Source organism: Flavobacterium sp. MR2016-29 (assembly GCF_015350695.1).
Taxonomy (GTDB): Bacteria; Bacteroidota; Bacteroidia; order Flavobacteriales; family Flavobacteriaceae; genus Flavobacterium.
In genome coordinates, this window is sequence record NZ_JADKPU010000001.1 from 615,305 (window position 1) to 637,645 (window position 22,341).

General features: G+C 32.7%; 17 protein-coding genes. 9 read left to right on the top strand and 8 right to left on the bottom strand.

Going from position 1 to position 22,341, the window contains the following annotated elements:
* Positions 1-15 precede the first annotated feature (15 nt).
* From IR010_RS02820 to IR010_RS02860, 9 genes are all read left to right on the top strand, one after another.
* Positions 16-693 (top strand): lysoplasmalogenase, encoded by a 678-nt coding sequence (locus IR010_RS02820; protein WP_194601358.1) that lies wholly within the window; start codon positions 16-18, stop codon positions 691-693.
* Between the two features lie 111 nt (positions 694-804).
* On the top strand, positions 805-1,257 hold the full coding sequence (locus IR010_RS02825) for a 2-dehydro-3-deoxyphosphooctonate aldolase (RefSeq protein ID WP_194566699.1): 453 nt from the start codon (positions 805-807) through the stop codon (positions 1,255-1,257).
* A gap of 31 nt (positions 1,258-1,288) precedes the next feature.
* Positions 1,289-1,624: a hypothetical protein gene (locus IR010_RS02830; protein ID WP_194566701.1), complete on the top strand. Its 336-nt coding sequence runs from the start codon at positions 1,289-1,291 to the stop codon at positions 1,622-1,624.
* A 639-nt stretch (positions 1,625-2,263) separates the two neighbouring features.
* Positions 2,264-3,067 carry an arylamine N-acetyltransferase family protein gene (locus IR010_RS02835; protein ID WP_194601361.1) on the top strand — a complete coding sequence of 268 codons (804 nt, stop codon included), beginning with the start codon at positions 2,264-2,266 and terminating at the stop codon, positions 3,065-3,067.
* Between the two features lie 201 nt (positions 3,068-3,268).
* Entirely contained in the window at positions 3,269-4,087 is an 819-nt protein-coding gene (gene kdsA / locus IR010_RS02840; RefSeq protein WP_029269496.1) for a 3-deoxy-8-phosphooctulonate synthase, read from the top strand.
* A 17-nt stretch (positions 4,088-4,104) separates the two neighbouring features.
* Positions 4,105-5,010 carry a hypothetical protein gene (locus tag IR010_RS02845; protein WP_194601364.1) on the top strand — a complete coding sequence of 302 codons (906 nt, stop codon included), beginning with the start codon at positions 4,105-4,107 and terminating at the stop codon, positions 5,008-5,010.
* A 139-nt stretch (positions 5,011-5,149) separates the two neighbouring features.
* The gene (locus tag IR010_RS02850; RefSeq protein ID WP_194601367.1) at positions 5,150-5,824 is read left to right on the top strand and encodes a YiiX family permuted papain-like enzyme; all 675 of its coding nucleotides are present in this window, start codon (positions 5,150-5,152) and stop codon (positions 5,822-5,824) included.
* Between the two features lie 84 nt (positions 5,825-5,908).
* A complete protein-coding gene (locus IR010_RS02855) occupies positions 5,909-6,361 on the top strand; it encodes a Coq4 family protein (RefSeq protein WP_194601370.1) in 453 nt (150 codons plus the stop codon).
* 4 nt (positions 6,362-6,365) lie between these two features.
* Complete coding sequence (locus tag IR010_RS02860) at positions 6,366-6,668, top strand: hypothetical protein (RefSeq protein WP_194601373.1); 303 nt, start codon at positions 6,366-6,368, stop codon at positions 6,666-6,668.
* A gap of 73 nt (positions 6,669-6,741) precedes the next feature.
* Here IR010_RS02860 and IR010_RS02865 read toward each other — a convergent pair whose 3' ends face one another.
* The 8 genes from IR010_RS02865 to IR010_RS02900 all read right to left on the bottom strand — a co-directional run bounded on the left by IR010_RS02865 (position 6,742) and on the right by IR010_RS02900 (position 22,280).
* The gene (locus IR010_RS02865; RefSeq protein ID WP_194601375.1) at positions 6,742-8,130 is read right to left on the bottom strand and encodes a M20/M25/M40 family metallo-hydrolase; all 1,389 of its coding nucleotides are present in this window, start codon (positions 8,128-8,130) and stop codon (positions 6,742-6,744) included.
* Between the two features lie 84 nt (positions 8,131-8,214).
* Positions 8,215-10,125 carry a discoidin domain-containing protein gene (locus IR010_RS02870; protein ID WP_228515072.1) on the bottom strand — a complete coding sequence of 637 codons (1,911 nt, stop codon included), beginning with the start codon at positions 10,123-10,125 and terminating at the stop codon, positions 8,215-8,217.
* A gap of 121 nt (positions 10,126-10,246) precedes the next feature.
* Positions 10,247-12,547, bottom strand: coding sequence for a beta-glucosidase BglX (gene bglX / locus IR010_RS02875; protein ID WP_194601378.1), 2,301 nt, complete (start codon positions 12,545-12,547; stop codon positions 10,247-10,249).
* 92 nt (positions 12,548-12,639) lie between these two features.
* Positions 12,640-13,353: a prolyl oligopeptidase family serine peptidase gene (locus IR010_RS02880; RefSeq protein WP_194601382.1), complete on the bottom strand. Its 714-nt coding sequence runs from the start codon at positions 13,351-13,353 to the stop codon at positions 12,640-12,642.
* Positions 13,354-13,364: 11 nt separating this feature from the next.
* Positions 13,365-14,738: a glucoamylase family protein gene (locus IR010_RS02885; RefSeq protein WP_194601385.1), complete on the bottom strand. Its 1,374-nt coding sequence runs from the start codon at positions 14,736-14,738 to the stop codon at positions 13,365-13,367.
* 73 nt (positions 14,739-14,811) lie between these two features.
* Positions 14,812-16,266, bottom strand: a complete 1,455-nt coding sequence (locus IR010_RS02890) for a RagB/SusD family nutrient uptake outer membrane protein (RefSeq protein ID WP_194566717.1) — start codon at positions 16,264-16,266, stop codon at positions 14,812-14,814.
* A 4-nt stretch (positions 16,267-16,270) separates the two neighbouring features.
* Entirely contained in the window at positions 16,271-19,291 is a 3,021-nt protein-coding gene (locus IR010_RS02895) for a SusC/RagA family TonB-linked outer membrane protein (RefSeq protein ID WP_194601388.1), read from the bottom strand.
* A gap of 244 nt (positions 19,292-19,535) precedes the next feature.
* A complete protein-coding gene (locus IR010_RS02900) occupies positions 19,536-22,280 on the bottom strand; it encodes a LuxR C-terminal-related transcriptional regulator (RefSeq protein ID WP_194601391.1) in 2,745 nt (914 codons plus the stop codon).
* Positions 22,281-22,341 lie beyond the last annotated feature (61 nt).

Here is a 22,341-nt window from a genome sequence, read left to right on the forward strand (position 1 = left end):
TTCATAACCCCCATTATGAGAAACGCAATGTACTTTAGAATTTTTAGTGCTTTAAGCCTATTTTATCTTATTATTTTACTAGTAGGATATGAAAATTTAGACCTCTTTCTAAAACCAATTTTGATTCCGCTTTTAGCTTTTGGAGTTTATTTTTATCCAAAATTCCCCTCAAAAAAGACACTTTTAGTTGCTTTGTTCTTTTCTTGGGTAGGCGACGTAATTCTGCTTTTTGCAGATATTGCCGAGATCTATTTTATTCTTGGATTGGTAGCTTTCCTTATTTCGCATATTATGTACTGTGCGCTTTTCAACAAACAAATCAAAGGAAAATTCAAACGAAATACAGTTGTTTTTGGAATAGGAAGTATTCTGATTGCTTTGTATTTAGTCGGAATGCTTTGTCTTTTACTGCCTAGTTTAGGCGAATTGCGAATTCCAGTAATTGTATATGCGACCGTAATTTCAATCATGCTTATTTTTGCTTTTAATGGGTTTTTAATCTGGGAAAAACCTGGTAATTTCTATATTTTCCTTGGCGCAATTGTATTTGTTGTTTCCGACAGTATTTTAGCAATTAACAAATTTTATTCACCAATCGAGAAAAGTTCTTTTTTTATTATGCTGACGTATCTTGTGGCACAATATCTGATTGTGAATGGTATATTAAAATTGAATTTAAAAAAAACGGAATAGCCACGCACTAAACAGATTCAAACTGATTTTTATTAATCTCTAAATAAATTAAATTGTGGAAATTTGTGGCATAAAAACCTTTTACATTTGTATGACCAATACCATTTAACCATGAAAAAAATAATTCTGTTTATTATTGTACTCATTACTGCAACTTCATGTGTGAGCACTAAATCGACTCTGAAAAATGTCGATGACAATGCTCCCGATTTAATTTTGAAGAAAGACAATACTTTTGCTATTACAGTATTCAGCAAAGACAAAAAATACGGTTATGACCCTGATTATCCCGTAAACATTTTTTACAGAAATACTAAAGACGAAGCTGTAAACGAAAGCCGTTTTTTAAATGCTTTAGCTGGGCCAAATGGCGAGAAAATCACGTATAAACGTCTAGAAACATGCTGTCCATTCCCTACTAAAAGAAGCGATATGGGCGCTGGCTTTTTAAATGTTTATGAATTAAGATGGGCAGGCCAAAAGAAACCTATTACGCTCTATTTGAATATTTATGAAAAAGGTATTTTAATGGTTCCGATGGGATTGAGCTTGAAAAAGGGGTAATTCTAAACAAATAATTTTAAAAATTAAATATATGTTCGGAATAATTCCTTTGATTCTACTCATTTTACCACTGCTCTTTCAATTGATATTTGGCAATAAAGCTATTCGAGATAAATTTTCAATAACCTTTAGTAATGTATCTTTTATCAGTATAATTTCACAAGTCGTTTTATCAATCGCATCATACAAGATTGCCATATATAATTTTGACCAATATTTCGAACAGCATCCAAATCAAACCAAATGCGGAATGGGATTTTTAGGTCTTATTGGGTTTGCTGGATTTCTTACTACTCTTCTAATACTCGCTATAATCATTCAGTATTTTATAAATAGATATAGAAAAAATAGTGCTGAAAATAGTTAATTCATGGTAATTAAAACTAAGAAAGCTTTTATAATTTTCGCCATTTTATCTGCTTTTACTTTTCCATATTTATATCTGCCTCTGATTTTAAGTTATGATTTCTTTTCATCTTTAATTCCAGGCTGGCATACTGCAATCTATCCTTATCCGTTACTTCCTGCGCTAATTAAATTTTTACTTCTGATTCTAGTTAGTCTTTTTTATTGGAAGCTTGCTAAATTTAAAAATGAAATAAATTTTAAAAAATTTATAATCCATTTTTTACTTACTGTTCCCGGAATTATATTTTCTAAAGTTAATCTTTACCAATTGCTTTATTCTGATTCTGCAGAACCTAAAAATTTTATGTTTGAAATTCAGACTGTAGTTTGTATTCGGGTTTTAGCAAATATTTTATTTTTTCTTGGATTAATTTTGTTTGGCATCTATTATAAAAAATTAAGAAAATGAAGAGCTATCCAATTTGATTTTTTACATTTTTTAGTAAAGTATATTTCAGCGTTTACAGTGATAAAATTCCTTTAAAAGACTAAAAAGCCGAATTCAAACGTAGCGATTTTGTAACTTTACTACAAAGCAAACATCTTGTTTATGTGTTTCTATCTAAGATTCAGATAGAAAAGAATTAAAATTAATAAAATGGAACAATCAAAAAACAATAATAAAATTGAAGCCACAAACTTTAATTTACAGGAGTATTTAAACAGAATTAATTTTTCAGGAGAAATTGATTTGAATGTACAAGGCATAAAAAAATTGATGCAAAGCCAGCTATTTAGTGTGCCATTTGAAAATATTGATGTTCAGGCCGGGAAAGCAATATCCTTAATTGGAGACGATATTGTAAATCAAATTATAGATAAAAAACGTGGCGGATATTGCTATCAAATTAACGGCATATTTTCGTTAGCCCTTCAAGAAATTGGAGTTCCTCATTATTATATTGCGGTTCGTCCGTTAGTTAATCCGGGTCAGAATCCTAAAACGCATTTGGCGATAATTGCTGAAATCGAAAATGAAGAATATTTAATTGATCTGGGATTTGGAGGCAACAGCATTAGAGAACCTTTAAAACTAAGTGACATTGGAACTAAAATTCAGCAGGATTTTGATACTTTTACTTTAGTAAAAACAGAAGAAAACGAATATTTGCTGCAAATGCAAATCGGAAAAGAATGGTCTAATTTATATTCTTTTGATTTGACTCCTCAAAGGTGGATCGATTTTAAACCTGCCAATCATTATAATTACTCCCATCCAGATTCTTTTTTTACTCAAAACTTAATTGTTGTTTTGCCAAATCTCTTTGGCAAAAAAATCTTGTTTAAAAACGCAATAAAATCAGTAAACAACGGCATTACAGAAATTATTTCTTTTGAAGATGATCAATTGAATACTATCTTGGAAACAGAATTTAATTTAAAAGTAAGTTTCATTAAGTAATTGTCAGAAAACGCGAATATCTAGCCCTTATAGTTACTAGGTTTCGGGGAAAAAGGATTACTTCGCAAATAATTTATTTTAACGGGAGTTGAGCAGACATTGTTTGAAGCAGATAGCATAAACAGCTTCTTAAAAAAAACTTAAATCTACATCTGCTATTCATAAATCATAACTACCTTTGCACTGTCAAAAAATCATATTATGAACATACAACATATTCCACAAATTAAGCATACTGAAAGTGGTAATTTCTTTTTATTGGCGGGACCTTGCGCTATTGAAGGAGAAGAAATGGCTCTCAGAATTGCTGAAAAATTAGTTGGTATTACCGACAAACTTCAGATTCCTTATGTATTTAAAGGATCATTTAAAAAAGCCAACCGTTCTAGAATCGATAGTTTTTCTGGAATTGGCGACGAAAAAGCATTAAAAATTTTAAGAAAAGTTTCAGAGACTTTTCACATTCCAACTGTAACAGACATTCATACAAATGAAGATGCTGCTATGGCTGCAGAATATGTAGATGTTTTACAAATTCCTGCGTTCTTAGTTCGCCAGACTGATCTTGTTGTAGCTGCTGCCAATACTGGAAAAGTGGTAAACTTGAAAAAAGGACAATTTATGAGTCCAGAAAGCATGAAACATGCTGTGCAAAAAGTATTAGATTGTCATAACGAAAATGTTATGGTTACAGATCGTGGTACAATGTTTGGCTACCAAGACATGATTGTAGATTATAGAGGTATCCCAACGATGCAGCAATATGCTACAACAGTTCTTGATGTTACACATTCTTTGCAACAGCCTAACCAAACTGCTGGTGTTACTGGCGGAAGACCTGATATGATCGAAACTGTTGCCAAAGCGGGTATTGCTGTGGGTGTTGACGGTATTTTTATCGAAACTCATTTTGATCCTGCTAATGCAAAAAGCGATGGTGCTAATATGCTTCATTTAGACTATTTTGAAGGTTTAATGACCAAATTGGTTGCCATTAGAAAAACAGTTAATTCATTCTAATTTTTAATACTAATTAATTGAAAACAAAAATTTTATTTTTCTTCTTGGTATGTTTTTCATTAAACATATTTGCTCAGGAAGAAATAGCAATAGAAAGATACACAGCGCATAATAAAGGTAAATTTTTCGTTTCCTGGGGAGGAAACAGAGACAGTTATACTAAATCTGATGTAAATTTCAGAGGTAAGGATTACAACTTTACAGTTGCGGATATGAAGGCTCATGATAAACCAAAAGGCTATCACATTGACTACATTAATCCTGCAAATATGACAATCCCACAAACTAATTTTAGAATGGGATATTTCATTAACGATCATTACAGTGTTTCTATCGGCTGGGATCACATGAAATATGTGATGACACAGAATCAAACGGCTAATGTTACCGGTTATATTAATTTACCTGCTGATGAAGCTGGATCTTTTTACAACGGAGTTTATAATAATACACCTGTAGATATGTCTCAAAATGGCGCTAAGGAAGGCGGTTATGATCAAGGTGCTGTTCAGGGAAATCCTCCTGCTTTTTTAATGTACGAACATACAGATGGTTTAAACTATATTAATAGTGAAGTTTCTAGACATGACGATATTTCGAAATGGTTTGGCTTGCCCAATACTGATAAAGTTCAGATTAACTTAACTGAAGGCGTAGGTGCTGGAGTTTTGTATCCTAAAACAAATACAACCCTTTTAGGAAAAGAACGTCATGACGATTTTCATGTTTCTGGTTTTGGAGTTTCTGCAAAAGCGGGAATTAACTTTACTTTCTTCAAGTATTTTTACTTGCAAGGTGAGTTAAAAGGCGGTTATATCGATATGAAAGATATTAGAACTACTGTTAGTAATGATGATAAAGCGACTCAGCATTTTTTATTCTTTCAGAGAATTATTGCTGTAGGTGGTATTTTTAGAATTTAAACATTGGTAAAATATATTTAAAAATAGCTGTCATTTATTTGGCAGCTATTTTTTTTATTATTTACTTTGTAACTCAAAGTTCTTTTTGAATGTGTTGATATAAAGAAATAAAGTATCTTTGAATTTTTAAATAAAAAAGATGAAAAAACAAAAACATTGGTTTCTCGGAATTACATTCCTCTTAAGTTTTGGACTTGCTTTATATGTAGCAATGGCTGTTTTCCCGAACAATCCTTTTTCTAAAAAAACAGAAAATAGCAGTTTTAATAAAATTCAAGATGGAGATATTATTTTTCAAACATCAGAATCAAAACAATGCGAAGCGGTTAGAATTGCAACGAATTCTAAATTTTCCCATTGTGGCATTATATTCTTTGTAAACGGAGGCGAGTTTGTTTTAGAAGCGGTTCAGCCCGTAAAAATAACGCCTCTTCAGGAATGGATCGCGCGCGGAAAAGATCATAAGTATGTAGTAAAGCGATTAAAAAATGCTGAAAAAATTCTCTCTGACGAAACTCTTGAAAAAATGAAAGCGTATGGAAAACACCTTTTAGGCAAAGAATATGACGCCTATTTTGAGTGGACAGACACAAGAATCTATTGTTCTGAATTGATCTGGAAAATTTATAAAAATGGTGCCGGCATCGAATTATCTAAACTAAAAGAACTTAAAGATTTTAATTTACACGATGAAAGAGTTCAGAAAATAGTAAAAGAAAGATATGGAAATGATATTCCCATGGAAGAAAAAGTAGTCGCTCCTTCTGATTTGGTCGATTCTGATTTGTTAGAGACAGTAATTGATACGTATTAAAAACATAAAGCTAATTCAACAAATCAATTAGCTTTTTTATTTATTAATTAACTTTGAATTTCAAAGAACTTTTAAAATATAAATATGAAAAATCATTTATTCGAAAAAATGTACGAATGTACCAAAAAGCCATATCAAAAATATTTCAAAAGAAATAAGCCTTGGGAAATCAAAAAGGCAGATTTGTTAGATTATCCAGTAGATACATTAGGATTTAGCCTAGGAACTTTTCTTTATAAAAATCATTTTGATATACAGGAAAAACTCGAAGATCATGACATTATTCACGTCTTGACAAATACTGGGGTTTCTGTTCCTGAAGAAATCGGAATGCAGTATTATCTTTTAGGAAATGGCAAAACAAGTCTGTATTTGTTTTTAGTCCTTCTATCAGGAACGTTTTTTTATCCTAAACACATTAAGTATTTCTTTCAGCAATATAAAAAAGGAAAACGAGCACATTCTTTTTACTATTTGAACTTTTCGAAAATTTTAGATATGCCCATTCAGGCGATTCAAAAAACCTTTAATATATAAAATCATGAAAACAATAACAGAAAAATCTTTTGAAGAAAAACAATCTGCCGAACTCGCAATTGGAACTTTTATAATTAGTTCGTTTTTGTTTGTCCTTTATATTATTTCGAACGAAAACCCAAATGTTTTGGTTATTGCCTGGCCATTTGCAGCTTCAGCGATAATCTTAAATACAATAATGATTGTTCATTTAATTGACAGGTTTATTAATCTTCGAGAATGCAGAAAGGATATCGCTGTCAAAATCTTGATTTTGCTTTCTAATATTCCGATTACTTTTTTGTATTATGTAGTTGTGATGAAGTAACAATTTTTATTAACTAAACAAAAAAAAGCTACAAGTATAAACTCATAGCTTTTAGAAATTATTTTTTAGAATTTTAATTCGCCGTTGGAAGAATAATTCCAGTTTGATCAATTAAATAAATCAATGAAGTCATTGTTGCTGCTCCAAGTTCTAATTCTCTTTTGTTAATTGCATCAAATTTATCGTTTGCAGCGTGGTGATAATCAAAATAGCGTTGAGAATCTGGCTGTAAACCTGCTTTAACGATCGTTTTAGAGGTTAAGTGCTCAATATCCGAACCACTATGCCCTTTTGTAAAACTATGGATAAAATAAGGCTCAAAAAGATCTTTGAAACCTTGAATTTTTTTCAAGTTAGCATCATCAGCTTCAATTGAGAATCCTCTTGGTGTAAATCCGCCTGAATCACTTTCTAAAGCAAAAATATGATTTTCGTTCTTTTGTTTTGAAACTTCTTCATATTTAGCGCCGCCTTTTCCGCCATTTTCTTCATTCATAAACAATACCACACGAATGGTATTTTTAGGCTTGTAGTTTAGGTTTTTCAAAATACGGACAACTTCCATACTTTGCACCACTCCTGCTCCATCATCATGAGAACCATCTGCAAGATCCCAAGAATCTAAGTGGCCTCCAACAACCATAATATTTTCTGGAGTTACAGTTCCTGTCAATTCTCCAATTACATTATGTGACAATACATCTGGCAACGTCTCACAAGATTGTTTGAAATAGAACTTTAGTGTTGGATTATTTTTCAATAATTTACTCAATAATTCTGCTCCATTTGTGCTGATTGCTGCAGCCGGAATATATTGTTCTTTTGGCAAATCGCCATAACTCTGCGCTCCTGCATGTGGAAAATCATCTAAACGCAAATTTAATGAACGAACAATTGTTCCTACCGCTCCTAATTTTGCAGCTTCTTTTGCGCCACTTCGTCTTTGATCTCCAGCACCTGAATACGCATCAAAAGTTCCGATATTTTCAGGATTCATTGGTCTGTTAAAAAACACAATTTTACCTTTTACTTTATCGCCTAAAGCTTTTAATTCATCTAAACCTTGTACTTCAATAACTTCAGCTGTAATTCCAGTTTTTGGAGTTGCTACTGATCCGCCAAGAGCACAAATTGGCACTGCAGTTTTTATTTTATTATCTAAAATATAAGCGGTTTCTTTTTCACCGCGAACCCAGTGAGGAACCATAACTTCTTGAAGATATACTTTATCAAGGCCTAAAGTTTCTAATTGCGATTTTGTGTATTGAACTGCTGCTGCAGCACTTGGAGAACCTGACAGACGGCTTCCGATATCATTAGATAAATACTCTAGCCAAGTGTAACATTTTGCCTCGGTTAAAGCTTTTTTATAAAATAATTTAATGTTTTTTTCATCGTTTGACTGTGCAAAAGATGTCAATCCGTTTAAAACTAAAACAGTTAAAAGAATCGTTTTTTTCATAGGTTATATTTCATTTTTGGGTTGTTTCACAAAGGAACAAAATTCTTTAGACCTTATGCCGATTTCTTCTCAACTTTTATAAAATTATTTTACCTCAATTGACTTGTTTTGAACTCCAATTCCGTTTTCATTAAAAGCTTCTATCGTAAAATAATATTTCGTGCCTTTATCTAAGCCTCTAAAGTCATATGAGTTTTGATCATAAACCATAATACTATTGTATAATTTATCAGGAGTGATTCCGTAGTAAATATTATATCCCACTGCATCTGGCTGTTTTTTCCAGCTGATCATCGCATTGCGGGAATCTTTTGAATTTCTGTCTACTTTAAAATCCGAAACTGCTTTTGGTTTAGCTGCCAGCCCATTTCCGAAAACTCTGAAATCTGAAACAGCAAACAATCCTGACGCATTATGAATATTAATCATTTTAATGTAGCGTGCCTTAATTGATTTTGTCAGCTCAACATAATCATGCGGAACGTCTTTTGCGTTTTGAGACTTATCAACAACTAATGTCCAATTTTGAGCATCATCAGACATGAAGATTTTATATTGATAATAGATATCCATTGCCTTATTGTACTGCGTTGCTTTATGATCGGCATAATTAATTTGTAAAGCATTGATTTGCATCTCTCTGCCTAGGTCGAGCTGCAGCCATTCGCCAAAATTATCTGTTTTTGCAGACCAATATGTCTGGATATTTTCATCGGTTAAATTAGCTGCTCCATAGCAAAATTTTTCATATACTTTTTTTCCGCCATTATCTACTCTATGTGTTTCTACTTCCATGCATTCTTCTGAAGAAGAAACTGTAACTGGCTTTTTATAAGATAACAACATCCAGCCTGCAGCTGCTCCTTTTTCCTGATTTCTTTGAGCTGTTGGAAGAACAATTGGAAAATCTCCATAAGCAGTTATAGAATACATTACATCATCTTTATCGAATCCTGCAGGAAACATATCAATGCGACGCTCAAAACGGTCTTTTATCGAAATTTTGCACGTTCCAGTGTTCCAATAATTTCCATAATTATCTGCAAACGTATTTCCGTGTCCAGCTCCAATCACAAAACCTCCAGGTTTGTATGACATCGGATTGTGCTTTTGATAAACAAATGGCCCTAACGGATTATCCCCCACGTGTACACCATTTGCATATCCTTTATATTCAGTTGCCGGCGCACCATATTGCATGTAATATTTCCCGTTGTGTTTGGTCATCCAAGCACCTTCAATAAAATTCCCCCAAGGTGCGGGTTCCATATCATTGTTAGGTCCAAAACGTTCCCAGCCATGATTTGAAGGATCTAAAATAGCTACCTCTTTTATCTGACCATACGGACGCTGAATGTCTTCAACTTCAGTTGCTGTGTATAATTTTTCATAATCTGCCTGATTTCCTTTTGGAAGCCAAGTATTATAATCTACTTCAACACCAACGAGCGGCAATTTTCCGCTTGAGCCATAATACATGTATACTTTTTTATCGTCATCTTGAAAAATGGCAGGATCCCAAGTTGGCAGCATTGCTTTATCAACATGTCTTAACCATTGACCTGATTTTGGATCAGCAGTTTTCCAAATTGGATGATCTCTTTTCCAAGTTGAGCCCACATAAAACAAAGTATCATTAACTACCCAAGCAGCAGGTGCACATTGATCGTCATCACCAGGTTTTCTTTGAAAGCTTCCATAAACAAATTTCCAATCCGACATGTCTTTACTCCAGAAAAATCCAGCCTGATTTGTTGCAAATAAATAATATTCACCTTTAAAAGTGATAATAACAGGATCTGCACTCGAACGGCGTGATTCTGGAATACCATTATGATTTGCGGTAGTGTAATTATAACCAATATTAATTGGGTTACAATACGTTGTCGCTGGTTTACTTGGATCAAACCACTCTGTTTTTTGTGCCCATATGTTGGTAGTAAAACCACTTATTAAAAGCAAAACTAGCAGTAAATAAAGTTTTTTCATTTTCATTTCCATTTCCATTTTAGTATTATTTCTATCTCTTCTTAAATTGTTTTTCTTCGAAACTTAGCGTTATAAAAAAAGCCCTTCGTTAACCAATACGAAGGGCTAATTACAATCAATAAACCAACTATTTAGTTAACTCAAAACTAACTTTCTTATCAGCAGCTGAATTTCCTCCAACGAAAATATCGAACAGTCCAGGTTCTGCTACAAATTGTAAATCAGAATTATAAAATTTTAAATCTTCAACTGTGATATCAAAAGTCACCGTTTGTTTTTCACCTTTTTTAAGTGTTATTTTTTGGAAATTTTTCAATTCTCTAACGGGTCTTGTTACCGATCCAACTAAATCTCTGATATATAATTGAACAGTTTCTTTTCCGTCATAATTTCCTGTGTTTGCAACATCAACTGTTACTTTTAATTTTCCGCTGAAATTGATTTTATCAGAAGAAATTTTCAAGTTTGAATATTCAAAATTGGTATAACTTAATCCGAATCCAAAAGGAAATAATGGCTCGTTTCTTTCGTCAATATAGTTCGATCTGAATTTTTCAAACTTCCCTTCTGTATTAGAAAGTGGTCTTCCTGTATTTTTATGTGCATAATAAATTGGCACTTGACCTACGCTTCTTGGAAAAGTTGTTGTCAATTTTCCTGAGGGGTTAACATCTCCAAATAATACATCAGCGATTGCATAACCTGCTTCTGTCCCTGCAAACCAAACATTTAAAATAGCTGGAACTGTAGCATTCTCATCATTAATCACCAACGGACGACCATCAAATAAAACTAAAACAACTGGTTTTCCTGTTTTTAATAATGCGTTTAATAAATCTTTTTGTGCTTGTGGAATTTCTAAGTTTGTACGGCTGCTAGATTCTCCACTCATTTCAGCAGATTCTCCTAAAGCTGCAACAATTACATCAGATTGATTAGCTACTTTTAGAGCTTCAGCTAATAACTCTTCTTTAGAACGCGCATCACGGTGCAATGTTTTTCCAAACATTGTAGCGTTTGTTTCGAAAGTTTCATCGTAATCTAAATTGCTTCCTTTTGCATATAATACTTTTGCAGATGCTCCTGCTACTTCTTTGATTCCGGCTAATAATGAAATGGCATTTTCCATTTTAGTGGCTACACTCCAAGTTCCGGGCATATTTTCTTTTGCATCTGCCAATGGTCCGATAATTGCAATTGTACCTGATTTTTCAAGAGGCAGCACTTGATTTTGATTTTTTAATAAAACCAACGATTGAGACGCAATCTGACGTGCTTCTTTTCTGCTTGCTGCTGTAAAGATTTCTGTTCTAGCTCTCTTTTCATCACAATATTTATATGGATCTTGGAATAATCCTAAATCATATTTTGCTTCTAAAATAAGTTTAACTGCATCATCAATAGTCTCAATTGTTACTTTTTTCTCGTCTAAAGATTTTTTCAGAGTAGTTAAAAAACCTTCTCCAACCATATCCATTTCAACACCTGCATTCAATGATAAAGCAGAAGCTGCTTGTAAATCTCCCATACCGTGCTCGATCATTTCGTTGATTCCTGTAAAATCAGTCACTACAAAACCTTTAAAGCCCCATTGTTTTCTTAAAACGTCAGTCATCAACCACTTATTTCCAGTTGCAGGAACACCGTCTACTTCATTAAAAGAAGCCATTACAGAACCTACTCCAGCATCAACAGCGGCTTTGTAAGGAGGAAAATAATCGTTAAACATTCTGATATGGCTCATATCAACCGTGTTGTAATCACGTCCAGCTTCTGGCGCACCATATAATGCAAAGTGTTTTACACATGCCATTATCGAATTATTTTTCGAAAGATCGTGTTGCTGATAACCGTTAACCATTGCTTTAGCAATTTGGCTTCCCAAGTAAGGATCTTCTCCTGAACCTTCAGAAATTCTTCCCCAGCGAGGATCACGAGAGATGTCTACCATTGGAGAAAACGTCCAGTTAATACCGTCTGCACTAGCCTCTTGAGCTGCAATCTGCGCACTTCTTTCGATTAAGCCCATATCCCAAGTACAAGATAACCCTAACGGAATTGGAAATGTAGTTTCATAACCGTGAATAACATCCATACCAAAAATCAATGGAATTTTTAAACGGCTTTTTTCTACAGCAATCTTTTGTACTTCTTTAATTTTCTGAACAGATTTAATATTGAATAAACCTCCAACTTTACCTTCAGCAATTTTTTTAGCCACATCAGAACTGTTTGCCTGTCCTGTAGTTATATCTCCAGACGTTGGTAAATTAAGCTGTCCTAATTTTTCGTCTAATGTCATTTTCGACAAAAGCTCAGCTACAAACTCTGATTTTGGTTTAATTGTTACTGTACTTTTAGTGTTCTTTTTTTGAGCGTAACCCAAAACAGCACATCCTAAAAAAAGTAAGACTAATTTGTTTTTCATGTGTATTTAATATTTATTTTAATGGAAAATGCAATCGTTTTTGTTCATTCTGATTATAAAATCGGAATAAAAGCGATTTCATTCTATTGTATTTATTTATTGGTATTTGTTTTAATCTGTTTAAACATCCAGTCATAAATTTCTGGATTATCGTAAACTCGTGTCCAGCTGTCATGACCCGCATCATCAAAAATGGTCAATTGAACATCTTTGGCATTACACTTTTTTAATTCTTTGTAAATGGTTATAGCGTAATCTACTTTTACTACATCATCTAATAATCCGTGAAAAATTCTTGTTGGAATATTTGCAATTTTACAAGCGCTCTCTAATTCAATCAAGTCAACAAAACCGGAAATAGGCACAATTGCTGCAAACTTATCTGGGTATGTAAGCGCTAAATTCCATGCTGCCCATCCACCTGAACTTAAACCTGTAACATATATTCTGTTTGGGTCTATTTTGTTTTCTTTTTGAATTTTTAAAATCAATTCATTAATTGATTCAATATCCCAATTTTCATCTTCTTTGCATTGAGGAGCAAGAACATAAGCATCTAATTGATGTGTTTTTAGATATTTTAAAGGTCCATGAATTTTTACTTTTCCAATGTCTGTTCCTTTTTCGCCATCACCTGAAATAAAAACTATTAATGGCTTTTTTTCTTTTGTATTATCAGGTTTATGCAAAGCATATCCTAATTCGTGTTTTATTACTGAAACTGTATTTATTTTTCCAGTAATTTCGGTTTGTGCAAAGCCTATTACTGAAAAAAGCAACATTAATAACGCTATTTTGTTTCTCATGATAAAACGTATTAAAACTTGTACTTTTCAGATTTAAAGCCAAGCTTTACTAAACCTTGTTTTACTTCTGGAGCGTTCATAAACAATTTCCATAATAATCCGGAACGGTAATTCTCGATCATAACTACTTCTGGTCCTTGATCAATTGCTAAATATCTTTTTGCTGTCCATTTATTTTGCAAGCTAACTGCATCATAAAAACCAGCTTTTCCCCAAGTTTCTTTTTTGTGATTTTTATATAAATTTCTAATTACAGCCATCGATTCTTTTGGGGTATAAACAATAGAACTAATTGCTGCAGTTGGCGAAATAACACCTTTATCATTGCTTGGCATGTGTGCATCGTAGCCTACTGAACCATCAGCGTTTCTTGAATATGATGCTGTTAACCCCCAATAATCAGCTCCATAACCTTCAAACTTTTTAGGATTTTCGATACAATATTGGTAGTCAATTTTTACTTGATTTGAATTTAAATCCCAATAATTAGCATATTTGTCGCTTAATTGATTCGGATCTAAGCCCAAATAAGAATAATGTGCCCAAAATAAAGGTCCACCGAATTCCTCAGCTGCATTATGTTTTAAGATTAATGGCAGATTAAATTTCGTTTTAGAAGAAACAATTCCACCGTTTCTAGCCCATCCTTCGTGATACACTTTAGCATCAATAGTATACGTTGGCGAAGATGCTGCCATAACGTAAGTAATCAGACATTCATTATAACCTTCAAGCGGAAAATTCATTTGCCAGTCATAGCTTGGAGACCAATGCCAATACAAAACATTTTTATTATTTGTGAACCATTTCCAGTCTACGCCTTTCCAAAGTGCGTCATATTTTTGAGCTACAGCTTTTTCTTTTTCAGAACCTTCTTTTAGATATTCTCTAACTGTAATCATTCCAGCAACCAAAAATGAAGTTTCGACTAAATCTCCTCCGTTATCTTTTATTCCAAATGGTTTTACTTTTCCTGTATTTCCATCAATCCAATGTGGCCAGGCACCGTGAAAACGATCGGCTTTTGCAAGAAAATCAGCAATCTTATTTAGTCTTTCTACACCTTTTTCTTTTGTAACATAACCACGTGACATTCCTGAAACAATCGCCATCAGTCCAAAACCAGAACCTCCGGTAGTAATGATATGTGCATCATTATCAGGATAATTCCCATCCGGATGAAAACGCTCTCTAGCTAAACCTGAATTTGGTTCTGCGTAATCCCAGAAATAAGCAAAAGTTTGTTTTTGTACTACATCTAAAAGCTGTTCATCTGTCAATTGTTTTTCAGAAACAGTTTCAGCAGTATTATCTTTCGGTTTATTCTCTTGTTTACCACATCCTAAAAGAGTAATAAGACTAACTAGAATTGAAAATCTAATCATTTCAAAAATTTTATAAATTATATTTTAAAAATCCTTCACTTCCCTAAGAGAAGTGAAGGATGGTATTATTTAATTAATAACCAGGATTTTGAGCGGATAAGCCGTTTGCCTGTAATATGAATGCTGCCGGAATTGGAAACAATTCATTTTTATTTTCTGTAAAGACTTTTCCATCAGTCGCAAAAGCCGTTTTTGCTTGTCCAGTTCTTACAAGATCGAAGAATCTATCAAACTCAAATGCTAACTCAACTCTTCTTTCTTTCCAAATTGCCGTTCTTACTGCAGCTTGAGAAGTTGCAGGAGTATCTCCTAAACCAGCTCTGTGTCTAATTTCATTCAATAAAGGAATAGCGTTAGAGGTTTGTCCAAGCTCATTCAACGCTTCAGCTTTCATTAGCAACACTTCACCATATCTTAAACATTTGATGTTAGCATCTGTTTCCCATGCATCTGTATATGAAGAAGAATATGCCTTGAAATTATACATTGGATTCTCAACAGTTGATGGAATAACTCTTCCATCGTATAAAGTTGAATTTCTAAAAATAATGGTAGCATCTTTTCTAACATCGCCAGCTTCATAAGCATTTAATAAACTTTGTGATGGAACATTGAAACCCCATCCCCATCCACCGGCGCCACGAACACCTTGTGTATTAGAATAACCTTGGATTCCTCTTGCTGGAATTGAACCAACTCCGTTAATTTCAAAAAGAGATTCAATATCATTTTCTCCTTCTAATCTAAACATTTTAGCATAGCTAGGATTTAAACCGTAACCTGTAATCAAATTAGCGTTATCTACTACTTGCTGCCATTTCTTTTGATACAAACTAACTTTTGCTAACAATGCATAAGCGGCACCTTTTGAAGCTCTTGCTTTTTCATCTGCAGCATAAGCAGATTTAAGTGGCAACACTGCGATAGCGTCTGCTAAATCTTTCTCTATAAAAGCGTATACTTCAGCAGCAGTTTTACGAGTCAATTGCATTTTTTTATCATCCTCAGAAACTGGATTTGGCAAATGATCTACAATTGGAACACCACCATAACATTTTACCAAAGTGAAATACATATATGCTCTTAAAAATTTAGCTTCTCCCATTAGCCTTTCTCTTAAAGCTGGATTGGCTTTATCTAGTTTAGGGATAATATTTAAGGCTTGATTACATCTGTTGATTCCGTCATATTGAGCATTAAAAGTACTTTCAGCAGAAGGATTTGATGAGTTATAAGTCAAAGCATCCAGAACATCTTTATCTGTACCAGTATCTCCAGGGGATGAACCTTTATCAGCATCATCACTAGTAATACTTGCCAATCCTATCCAACCAAATGAACTCATATCCCAATCAAGGAACTTACTGTAAATTGAAGTCACAAATGTTGTTGCTCCACTGTCATTATTGAATAATTCGATGTCTTTTGTAGAGATAGACTCTGTTTGATTTACATCTAAAAAATCGTCTGCACATCCAGTAAAAAAGAATGCTGAAAGCGCAAACATTGATATATATATCTTTTTCATAATATTAAAATTTTAAATTAGCACCAATAACGAAAGATCTTAATGTAGGGTAAGCATCAAGCTCAACTCCTTGAGTTCCGTAAGGATTACCATCACCATTTAATTCTGGAGAGAAACCAGAGTACTTTTGTGTTATAAATGGATTAATTGCATTTACATACAATCTGCAAGACTCAATAAAATTACCTGTAATTGGAAGTTTGTATCCTAAAGTAATGTTGTTGATTCTGAAGAAATCACCTGACTCCATATAATAAGTAGAAGCAACTGGCACTTGATTAAATGGTGCTGGATTTGATGCATTTGTATTAGAAGCTGTCCAATAATCATTTGCTAGAGATGCCTCAATATTTTCACCAGTAAAACGTTGTGCTTTTTTACCATTATAAACTTTAGCTCCGCTGGTTCCATATCCGTCAACAGATAAATCAAAGTTTTTATAGTTTAATCCTAATGTTACGCCATAATTGTTTTTAGGTAAAATTGAACCAACATATTTTCTGTCTTTATTAGCGTCTAAAGCATCTTGAGTAACTTTTGCTCCTGCTGCATTGTAATATAACATTTTACCGTTTGTAGCATCGATTCCGGCATATTCATATAAGTAAAAACTACCTAAAGGCTGACCAATTGAAGTTTTATCTAATAATTTTGTGTTTTGGCCATTTCCTAAATTTCCTCCAATAACTGGTGAAATATCAAAATCTTTTAAGCCAGCAAGCTCATTTTTGTTGCTAGAGAAGTTTCCTCCAACCCAGTAGCTTAAGTTATCTGATATTTTGTCATCCCAACGTAAAGCAATTTCATAACCTTTGTTTGAAACTTCACCAACGTGTGCGGGAGTTGCCAACGTAATACCAGAAGTTACATAAGGTTTAGTATTTAAAATTACATTGCTTGTATTTTTATCATAAACATCAAAAGATCCTTTTAATCTGCTATTTAAAAATTCGAAATCAACACCAGCAGAAGTTTCTTCTGTAATTTCCCAAGATAGGCTTGGGTCAATTTGAGATGAAATAGTAGTTCCTTCATATAAAATTGAACCGCCTAAATAACTATTCAATCCAGAAGCATACGCTTGATTATTTAAAGGAACATTTTGATTTCCTAATTTACCCCAGCTACCTCTTAATTTAATTAAATCAACTCCTTTAATATCAGACAAGAAACTTTCTTTTGTCATAATCCATCCGATACCAAAAGATGGAAAAGTTCCCCAACGGTAATCTTTTGCGAAATTTGAAGATCCGTCACGTCTAACAGTACCCGTTAATAAATACCTGTCCATTAATTTATACTGGAAACGACCAAAATAGGAAGCTAATCTGCTTTCGTTAAAAACTACATCATATAAACTTGTTACAGTTCCTACATAATCAACGCCGTGACCCAGATTAGTATCATTTAAAGCCCAATAGTTAGAATTTGGATTAACATTTTTTCTGGCAATTGTCAATTTTTCTCTTGGTCCTTTTACAGAAGCTTCCATACCTGCAGTTAATTCAATATCATGAATGTTTGAGAAAACTTTGTTGTAAGTTAAGTAGTTAGAAAGGTTCCAGTTAAAATATTGTTCTCTTCCTTTTGTCAGCAAATTAATGTTGTTAGTAGCAGGATAATTTGCTTCAACACGCGTAGGATCTGCTGCTAACCAAATATTTTTACTGTCTTCGTAGTTGTACTGTTTCCATGAATAGTACTCTCCATTAAATTGTGAAGTAAACTTTAAACCATCAATAATTTCGTAGTCTAATTTTAAGCCACCTTGAAGCGTAACACTTCTTTGCTGCTCATCATAAAAGTTTAATTGTGCAACTGGATTTCCAACATTATTAAATGAAGAACCGCTAGTATTTGCAACTCCATTTGCATCTACAAAAGAAACACCGTATTGCCCATTCGGGAAATAAACTGGTACAATTGGAGATTGTTTGTAAGCATTAGTAAAAGCACCTAATGGTTTTGGAGCTGAATTTGCAGAAGTAAAACTAAAGTTCTGATTTAAAGTAACTCTTTTAGAAATTTTATATTCATTGTTATTTCTAAAGCTTGTACGTCCGTAGTTTAATCCGTTCAAAACTGCTTTTTCTTCGTAGTTTCCTGCACTGAAAAAGTATTTAATGTTTTCTGAAGCTCCAGAAACAGAAACGTTGTTTTGTGTATAAGATCCTGTTCTCGTAATTTCGTCGAACCAATCTGTATTAACTGGCTGATTTGCAGCAAAAGTATTTGTTCCTAATGCAGCATTAGAATATGCCGCATATTGGTTTCCATTTGCCATTTTTACTTTTTTCAAAGGCTGTCTGAAACCGGCAAAACTCTCAACTTCTACAGTTACCTTATCTCCTTTACCTTTTTTGGTAGTAATAATGATAACTCCATTTGCCGCTCTTGTACCGTAAATAGCTAAAGAAGAAGCATCTTTAAGAATTTCATACGAAGTAATATCATTAGTATTAATATTATTGATATTTTCCGTTGGCATTCCGTCTACAATATATAGAGGAGATCTTCCTCCTAATGCAGTACCCAATCCTCTAATCACAACAGAAGGTGTACTTCCTGGCAAATCTGATGAAATAACCTGAACACCAGCAGCTTTACCTTGAATCGCCTGAGATGCATTCAAAACTTTCGTTTTGGTAATATCTTCAGCCTTTATAGAGGTAATCGCCGAAGTATTATCAATTTTCTTTCTTGTTCCATATCCAATAACAACTACTTCTTTTAAAGCAGTATCACCTGATTCTTTCATAGTGATTGTCATTGGAGCTATAGTTGCTGGTACAGAAACGGGATCAAAACCCAGCATTGAGATCTTTAGAATCTCACCTTCTTTAGCGGTAATTGTAAAATTTCCGTCGAAATCAGCATCAGCAGATGTTCTAGAATTAGAAGCACTTATTACTGCTCCCGGAATTCCCATTCCGCTGCTGTCTACTACTTTTCCTTTAATTGCTTGTCCAGACATATAAGCTGGAAGCAGCAAGAGCGCTAAAAAGCTAAAAATAAAATTTTTCATACAGTTCGTAATCGTTTAAGTTAGTAGAGCCAAATTAAACAATTACAACGTTGTAGTACATCAAACAGCACTACTACATAGCTACATCATTATGTTAAAATATAAATATATAGTACTATAAATCAAATATTTAAATGTTAAATTTATTTTATTAACATAACCTTATGATGTAGTAATGATGTATTGGAATTATATAAAAAATGATATGCAAAAATATAATATCCTCAAAAAACAAAACCAAATCTTACACAGTTAATAAAAATTTGGAGAGATTATCCTCCTGAGAGAGATTAAGTTTCTTTCTAAGTCGGTATCTATGTAATTCTACCCCTCTAAAAGAGATGTTCATCATTGGTGCAATTTCCTTCGAAGAAAGATTCATTTTAAGATAAACACAGAGTTTTATATCTTTTGGAGTTAGATTTGGAAATTTCTTAGAGAGACTAATAATAAACTCATTGTGAATTTGATTTAGATTGGTCTCGAATATTTCCCATTCGTGTTTGTTAACTTCATTTATTTTGATTGCCTTTTTAATTTCACTTTTAAGCTTATTAAAATCTTTTTCAGAATCCAAAATATGCTGAATATTATCAATCATCTCGCTTTGTTTCGCAATTGATAAAGATTTTCCGGCTACTTCAGAGGATTTGGTTTGCAATTCAAGTTCTAAAATATGCTTTTCATATTCCTGAATATTTAATTCGTTCTCGGCTTTTAATTCCATCTCCAGAATTTCACGCTGATGTTTTAGCTCTTCGGCTTGTAATTTTAACTTTTGAGTATAGCGGAGTTTATTCCATTTATAATAAAAAAACAACACTGCTCCAATTATTAATAAATAAAGCAAAATCATCCAAAAAGAAAAATACCATGGCTGAGCAACTCTAAAGTCAAAAGCTGAAACTTTATCGTAATTTGCACCATCGTGCTTAAAAATTACAATTGAATGGGAACCGCTGCTTAAATTATTTAAAACTATTGCGCCATTTGAAATCGGAATAAAATTGTTTCCTTTATTAATCTGATAAAATAAATTTGGTTTACTGGCTCCGTAAATTCCAGATATTACATTGATTCGAAGTTCTGTATTGTGTTTAATTTTCCCATCATTGGGAAGTAATTCCTTACCATTATAAGCTTCTACCTTTACACCTTTATTTTGTTTGTTTTCATATCCCAGCTGAAGCGAAATAAAGCCGTCATCGAGATTCATCAAATAATGGTTCTGACTTCTAAAAATTCTTAAGTTTTCATTAATCAATTTTCCCTTATAATATTTCTCCTGAATAATATTCCATACAAATTTGTTATTATGGGAATATATATGATACAAAATACCATCTTGAAGTACAATAAAATGATCTTCATCAATCGCTACTACGTCAGAAATATTTTTGAAATTAGTATTAAACAATTCATTTTCTTCTAATTTATTAGAAATAGAATTGAAGGTATACCATACATTATTAATTAGAAAAAGTATTTCATTTCTAAATTCAAAAATCTTAACTCCAAAATCATTTTTGATTTTACTTTGCTGTGTAATATTTTCGACTTTTTTGGTTTTGAAATTATTATCAAAAAAAACTCTGTATAGGCCTCGATAATTGTCAGCAGCCCAAATCTCATTTTTTTTGTTTTGAGCTACATACTTTATAGGTTTTGAAAGATCATTAATTTTCGTGTTTTCTGTAAGTTTTGAAAGATCATTATATACTAAAATACCACTATAAGTTGATTGAAAATAAGTATCATTAATAGTACTTTTAGATAAATTCCAGCCTCCGCTGACATTATTTATTTTTGTTAATGCTCCATTTTCGTAACAAAAAGTACCATCATTATGACCTATAATATATTTGTTTCCAATTTTAGTAATATTCCAACCCTGACCTTGAGTGTTTGGCAACATTTTAAAATTACCAGAATCAAATTCGAAAATACCATGATTAGAAGCTATCAAATACCCTTTACTAGTTGTTGCAACAGAATAAACAGAACCTAAGATCCCCGAATTATCATAAAAAAATGAAATTGGAGAATTGATTTCAACATGGGCAATTCCGTTGTCAAGCCCAAGCCATAAATCTTCTTCTTTATCAAAACCAATACTCAAAACTGAGTTGTTCATTAAAACATTGTTTCGATCTATATTTTTAAAGGTATTGGTATTAAAATCGTATATAAAAACACCTTTATTTCCAGTACCTACAACAAGTTTGTTGTTTTTGATAAACTTTGCAATATTAATTCCATTAGACTTTAAAGTTTCATTTAATGGATTATTCCAAGGTTTTAAACCGGTATGCTCAACGATAAAAATTCCTTTTTTTTGAGTAAAAATATAGGTCTTCCCCTTGTATGTTTCAATAGCATGAACAACAGTATTTTTTAAAATATTCCAGCCTTTCGGATTCGCAATTTTTGATCCATTCATTCTGTACACTCCTTTCTCTACAGAAGCCACATAAAGATTATTATCTACGACAAAACAGTATGATATTAAAAATGGAAATTTAATTTTTTGGATATGTTTTCCATCGTAAATAAAGACATCATTAAAGGATTGAAAATATAAAGAACCATTAAATCTGAAAATTTTCCAGATTTCTTCATTATCCTTTTCATCAAATAAGCGAAGGTTTTTGGTAATGGAGACGTACTCCATTTTACCCTCTTTTCTATACCAATAGCCAAACTCTTTATAGGAACCAGAATAAATTCTATTGCCTTCAACTAAAATCGAACGGATAATTGTTTTATTAGGCAATGTGTATTTTTCCCAAATCACGCCATCATAACGTAATAGATAGTGATTGTTGGCAAAGTACATAGCATTATCATTTCCCTGAACAACATTCCAAATTTGATTGTCGCCCTGGTAATCTGATTTATTATAATTTTCTACGAAAGGAAGTAATTCTTGTGCCTGAGCTTGAAAAGCAATGAAAAAGAAGAATAATGTTTTTAAAAGTATCGATTTCAAGATATTGAGATTTATAGTCAAAGATACTGACAAATATTTAATTTTTTAGAAGTAAAAAAGC